6 protein-coding genes are annotated in these 5,721 nt (G+C 71.6%); 3 read left to right on the plus strand and 3 right to left on the minus strand.

The annotated features are described in order from the left end of the window. Window positions 1–716: 716 nt before the first annotated feature. Together AB0J86_RS38640 and AB0J86_RS38645 are read left to right on the plus strand one after the other, a co-directional pair. Window positions 717–1,454, plus strand: a complete 738-nt coding sequence (locus AB0J86_RS38640) for an NAD(P)H-binding protein (RefSeq protein WP_363863826.1) — start codon at window positions 717–719, stop codon at window positions 1,452–1,454. Between the two features lie 84 nt (window positions 1,455–1,538). Beyond that, window positions 1,539–2,153, plus strand: a complete 615-nt coding sequence (locus AB0J86_RS38645; protein ID WP_363863829.1) for a TMEM175 family protein — start codon at window positions 1,539–1,541, stop codon at window positions 2,151–2,153. A gap of 128 nt (window positions 2,154–2,281) precedes the next feature. On the opposite strand, the gene AB0J86_RS38650 is transcribed toward AB0J86_RS38645, so the two are convergent. Continuing rightward, complete coding sequence (locus tag AB0J86_RS38650; RefSeq protein WP_363863832.1) at window positions 2,282–2,728, minus strand: MarR family transcriptional regulator; 447 nt, start codon at window positions 2,726–2,728, stop codon at window positions 2,282–2,284. Window positions 2,729–2,851: 123 nt separating this feature from the next. On the opposite strand from AB0J86_RS38650, the gene AB0J86_RS38655 reads away from it, so the two are divergent. After that, window positions 2,852–3,889 carry an NAD(P)-dependent oxidoreductase gene (locus tag AB0J86_RS38655; protein WP_363863835.1) on the plus strand — a complete coding sequence of 346 codons (1,038 nt, stop codon included), beginning with the start codon at window positions 2,852–2,854 and terminating at the stop codon, window positions 3,887–3,889. Here AB0J86_RS38655 and AB0J86_RS38660 read toward each other — a convergent pair. Both AB0J86_RS38660 and AB0J86_RS38665 read right to left on the minus strand, forming a co-directional pair. Beyond that, window positions 3,886–4,407: a GNAT family N-acetyltransferase gene (locus AB0J86_RS38660; protein WP_363863838.1), complete on the minus strand. Its 522-nt coding sequence runs from the start codon at window positions 4,405–4,407 to the stop codon at window positions 3,886–3,888. The two genes, AB0J86_RS38655 and AB0J86_RS38660, sit on opposite strands and share 4 nt — an antisense overlap. A gap of 87 nt (window positions 4,408–4,494) precedes the next feature. Next, on the minus strand, window positions 4,495–5,544 hold the full coding sequence (locus AB0J86_RS38665) for a LuxR C-terminal-related transcriptional regulator (protein WP_363863841.1): 1,050 nt from the start codon (window positions 5,542–5,544) through the stop codon (window positions 4,495–4,497). Window positions 5,545–5,721: the final 177 nt, after the last annotated feature.

Consider the following 5,721-nt stretch of genomic DNA (forward strand, 5'->3'; position numbering starts at 1 on the left):
GCCAGATCAACCCGGCGGCGGCTCACTGCCGCTGCGGTCGTACGCGGATATAACCACCCCCGGCCAGCCAGCATTCCGCCGAAACCGTGCCGCCGCCCACACCCAACCCACACAAACCACCCAACCAACGCAGACGACGCCACCCCACAACCCCGGACCGCGCCCCACCGCCACCCGTCACCTGAACACCAGAAGCGCTACCCGACACCGACAACGCACCCGACGTCCAGGTAACGACGCATGCACCACGCCCAGGCACCCGAAAGCACGGCACAGCCGGCAACGGGAGCACCCGTGACTGGTACGCCGGCGACGTCATAGGGGACGGATAACATCGCCGGCGTACCAGTCACGCGGGGCCGCTCCGCTCTGACGGCGAGTTCGAGTTCGTGCAGGAAGGCGCTGTCGCCGGTTGGGGTGCTCATGGGGCTCCGTCGCGTCGGTGACTTCTGGAACGGGTGGGGGGCCGCCGCGTGCCGGAGGTGGTGGCACCGTTCGCCACGATCGTCGTGGCCAACCTCCGGTACGCCGGATTTCCGTCGCGGTCCCGGTGGAAGCTGAGACCGGGCAGCACCGTGCGCTGTGACAACCCGACCCGGTGACCCGGGCCGCCCGGCCCTGTTCGCTGGATCACGCGGGACGGGTGGTCACAACCCGGGCGGCTGTCCGGTCTCTACGGGCGAGAGGACAACTCATCCACAAGGAAGGCCAGGAAAGTGAAGATCGCTGTCATCGGTGGTACCGGCCTCATCGGGTCGCAGGTGGTCAAGATCCTGAACGCGGGCGGGCACGAGGCGGTGCCGCACTCGCCCTCCACGGGAGTGGACCTGCTCAGCGGGCAGGGCCTCGCCGAGGCGCTGGCCGGCGCCGACGTGGTGGTCAACCTGACCAACTCGCCGACCTTCGACGACGCCTCGCCCGCGTACTTCCAGACCACCATGGACAACCTGCTCGCGGCCGCCGGGTCCGCCGGCGTCGGGCACGCCGTCATCCTGTCGATCGTGGGCGCCGACCAGGTACCGGGCCTGGTCTACTACCGCGCCAAGGTGCTCCAGGAGGAGATCCTCAAGGCCGGCCCGGTGCCGTACTCGATCGTCCGTTCCACGCAGTTCTTCGAGTTCGTCGACGCGGTGCTCTCCTGGACCGCCGACGAGAACAGCGTCCGCCTGCCCGCCACGCTCGTCCAGCCCATCGCCGCGGCCGACGTCGCCCAGGCCGTGGCCGAGGTCAGCGTCGGCGCGCCGCTGCGGGGCACCCGTAACATCGCCGGCCCGGACGTCTTCCCGCTCGACGAGTTGGGTCGGATCACCCTCGCCGCGCGTGGCGACCGGCGCACCGTCGTCACCGACGACACCGCCGGGATGTTCGCCGCCGCCTCGGGCGACGCCCTCATCGCTCCCAAGGAAGGCGCCATGATCGCCAAGACCTCGTACCGGGAGTGGATCGCGCGCTGACCCGCCGCGGGCCCGCACGGGTGCGACGTGCGGGCCCGCCGGATCGGCAGTTCACAGTCAGCGGCGAGAAAGGGCGGTACCGAGGTGAGGACCAGTCGGCTGGAGGCGTTCAGCGACGGGGTGCTGGCCATCATCATCACGATCATGGTGCTGGAGCTGAGGGTGCCGGAGGGCCACAACCTCTCCGACCTCGTCCACACGGCCGGCGTCGGGCTGCTGACGTACCTGCTGACCTTCCTGTACGTCGGCATCTACTGGAACAACCACCACCACATGTTCCACCTCGTGGACCGGGTCAGTGGCGGCGTGCTCTGGGCGAACCTGGCGCTGCTCTTCAGCCTGTCGCTGTTCCCGTTCAGCACGGCGTGGGTGGACGATTCGAGGCTCGCCCGGACCCCGGTCGTCATCTACGGCCTGAACCTGCTCGCGGCGGCGGTCGCCTACTTCGTGCTCCAGACGGTGATCATCCAACAGCAGGGCCCGGAGTCACCGCTGCGGCAGGCGATCGGCGCCGACCTCAAGGGCAAGATCTCGCCGGTCTTCTACCTCTCCGGGATCATCAGCGCGCTGACGGTGGACCGGAAGGGACACGTCGGGGTCTTCATCGCGCTGGCGTGTTTCGTCGCCGTCGCGATCATGTGGATCGTCCCCGACCGCCGCATCGACCGGGTGACCCGACGGTACGGCACTCCCGCCTGAACACGCGGTCGTCCCCCGCCGGCGTCGGGCCGCAAGGAACGATCCCGACTGGACGAACGAGCCCGACCGGAGCGAAGGAGCCCGGCCGGAACGAACGAGCCCGGCCGGAACGAACGAACCGGGCGGGATCAGTCCGTGCCGCGATCCGCTCCCTGGGCGGGCCACGAACCCATCCGCTCAATGATCTTTTCGAGCGCGCTCCGCAGGTGCCGCCGCTCGTCCTCGGTCAGCGTCGCCGTGGCGTGCTCGGCGAGCCGCCGCCGCGCCGCCTCGACCGGCCCCTGGGCCTCGCGCGCCTTGTCGGTGAGGTGCAGCCGGACCAGGCGTCCGTCGGCGGGATCGCGGCGCCGGACGAGCAGCCCGGCCGCCTCCATCCGGGTGGCGGTGTTGACCACGGTCGGGGTACTGACCTGGAGCCGGCCCGCCAGCTCGCCCGGCGTCAACCCGTCCGTCTGCCAGAGAACCTCCAGTACGAGGTTCTGCCCGATCCGTACGCCGTGCGCACTCATCGCCTCGTCCGAGGCGGCCCGCAGCAGCTTGTGCGCGCGGGTGAACAGCCTGAGCAGTTCGGTCATCGACACATTCTAGGAACGCCGAACCGGTGGGCAGATTTCGTTTGCACGCTAACGACCTGCCGGCGTACCGTGTCGTTAGCCAGCTATCGACCTGGCTCGTGTGATCTTTCCTGGAGGACCCGAATGATCCTGGTGACCGGCGGACTCGGTTTCATCGGCGCGCACACCGCGCGTGGCCTGCTCGACCTCGGGCAGCCGTGCGTGCTCGGCCAGCGCCGCGTCGGCCCCCTGCCCGACCTGCTCGCCGCGCCGGCCCACGGCGGACCGGGCACGCCGGTCGCACCGCCGGGCGCGACGGCCACGGCCGCGGCGACGGCGGCCGTCGCGGCGCTGGACTGTACCGACCTCGCGAGTGTGCTGGCCGTCGGCGAGCGGTACGAGATCAGCGGCATCGTGCACCTGGCCTCGACCAGCCTGGGCTCGCAGCCGCTCGACGGGCTCTGGTCCAGCACGAGCGCCCTGCTCAACGTGCTCCGCGCCGCGCAGCACTGGGGAGTCCGGCGGGTCGTGGTGGCCAGCACCATCGGTGTCTACGCCGGCATCCACGCGGACGTCTACCGGGAGGATGAGCCGCTGCCGGTGCCGAGCCCACACCTGATCCCCGCCCAGAAGAAGAGTACCGAGATCATCGCCGACGCGGTGGCGGGCGGTACCGGAATCGAGATCGTCAGCGTCCGGATCGGCGCGATCTGGGGGCCGCTCGGCCGGCCGTCCTCGCCCTTCTTCGGCGCGCCGCAGCTGGTCCACGCGGCCGTGGCCGGGACGAGCGGCGGGACGAGCGGCGGGACGAGCGGCGGGACTCCGGGCCAGGCCACGGGCGCGGCAGGGCCGTACGCGGAGGACGGGGTCGACATGTGCTACGCCCCGGACTGCGGCCGGGCCATCGCGCTGTTGCAGACCACGCCGGGGCTGCGCCACCGGACGTACAACGTCGGTAGCGGCCGGATCACCACCAACCGCGAGGTGGCCGAGGCGGTCGTGCGGGCCGTACCGGGGGCGGCGCCCGTCCTTGCCGAGGGGCGCGGGCCGCACGCGCCAGCCCGGGACGCGCACCTCGACATCGAACGGCTGCGCACCGACACCGGCTTCGCCCCCCGCTACGACCTCGATGCCGCGGTCACCGACTACGTACGGTGGCTGCGGGCCGGACACGACCGTTAGGCGGCGACGAGGTCCTTGCCGTAGAAGATCTCCGCGTACCGGTCGTCGTGGTACGCGGAGATCTCCGCGTACCCGTGCCGGGTGTAGAGGGCGCGGGCCTCGACCAGGTCGAGCCGGGTGTCGAGGACGATCCGCTCCGCCCCGAGGCCCCGCGCCGACCGCTCCGCCGCGTCGAGCAGCCGCGCTCCCCCGCCGGTGCCGCGGTACGCCGGGCGCACGAACACCCGGGTCAGCTCGACGGTACGGGCCTCGCGTACCCGCAGGCCCGCACAGCCGGCCGGCTCGTCGCCGTAGCGGCCGAGCAGGAACAGACCGGTCGGCGCGGCGAGATCGTCGCTGGTCGACTCGGCGAGCCCGGTCTCGATCTCCTCAACGGTCGAGCGGCGGCCCTGGTGGAGCAGGTAGTAGCGGTCGCTCACCTCGACGTAGTAGTCCCGCAGCAGCGCGGCGGCCTCGGTGCTGTCGACGGGGTGCGGCGAGACGATCCAGTCGCGCTCGGCGGGAACCTTGACGATCACAGCGGGAAAATACCGCCCCTTCCAGCCACGGGCCCACCGGTTAACGCCGGCCCGGGCCCGCGCACCCGCCGGTGCCGGCGCTGCCGTTCACGTGCGGGCTCGGGGTACCTTTCGGGAGATCCGCACCAGTGGACGGGGCACGTACAGGCCCAGTCGCAGGGCCCGTACGGCGGCCAGGGTCCGGCTCGGCGTCCTGAGCTTCGCCAGGATGTGCTCGACGTGCGCGGCGACGGTGCGTTCGGCGATGAACAGCTCCGCCGCCATCCGCTGGTTCGGCCAGCCCTCGACGAGCAGCCCAAGGATCTCCAACTCCCGCGGCGTCACCCCCCACAGGTCACCCGGGGGCGAGAGGATGACGGCCGCCACCATCGGAAGCCGGGCCGGGCTGGCGCTCGCCAGCACCGTCACCCGGAGATACCCGCTTCCCGATGACGTCCGGTCCGGGCAGAGGAACGAGCGGAAGCGGTGGCCCTCCCGTACCGCCTGGCCTGCGACGGCGAGCACCGGGGAGTCGACCGCGAGCAGCGGATGGAGCGGCAGGCCGGGTAGCGGGAGCGGGTCACCGGCCCGGGTGAGCACGACCCCGGCCAGCGCTCCCGCCACGATGCGGCTGAGCTCGACGAAGGTCCGCCTCGGGTCGACCGCCTGCGCGATGACCGGTGCCAACGCGCCGAGGAGTTCCCGTACGCCGTCGCTGGGCGGAGTCGCCGTGTCGGTGTGCGTGAGCAGCAGCCCCAGGTGGGTACCGTCCGAGTCGACCAGGCCCACCGAGATCCCCTCCCGGAACCCGGCCGGAGCGAGGTAGTCCGCCCAGACCCGCAGCTCCTGCGGAGGAAACGGCACGTCGCACAGGCGCATCGGAGGCTGGGGCCGGTTCAGTTCGAGTAGCCGCATCTCGTCGTACATCTCCGGCGTACGCAGATAGGCGGCGCTCGCCTCGTCGTAGCCGGAGATGACGACCGGGCCATAGGTGCCCCGTACGGGATCGAACAGCATCACCGCCGCCGCCTCGAAGTGGATGAGCCGGCGTAACGGCTCCAGCAGCGCCTCGGCCCGCTCCTCGATCCGGCCCGACATCGAGGCGATCCGGCCGACCTCGATCGCCAACTCCACCGCGGAGGCCGGCAGCCCCGTCACACCGCCGTGGCGGAGCGGCGGTCCACCGGCGGCGGGCCCGGATGCAACTGTCATCACCTGCGTAACGCGGCGGGGCTTGGCAGGAAACGCACCGGGCACGAGAAAGGCCCGGGCCGGGTTCCCCGCGGTGGGGAACCCGGGCCGGGGCGGGGGGGTCTGGTTGGGGGGGGGGGGCCC

The sequence above is a fragment of the Micromonospora sp. NPDC049559 genome (assembly GCF_040676675.1).
In the GTDB taxonomy this organism is placed as follows: domain Bacteria; phylum Actinomycetota; class Actinomycetes; order Mycobacteriales; family Micromonosporaceae; genus JBFAPK01.

Coding starts and splice junctions, on each gene's coding strand:
- AB0J86_RS38650 (WP_363863832.1), bottom strand. CDS start 2,728: ATGACCGAACTGCTCAGGCTGTTCACCCGCGCGCACAAGCTGCTGCGG.
- AB0J86_RS38655 (WP_363863835.1), top strand. CDS start 2,852: ATGATCCTGGTGACCGGCGGACTCGGTTTCATCGGCGCGCACACCGCG.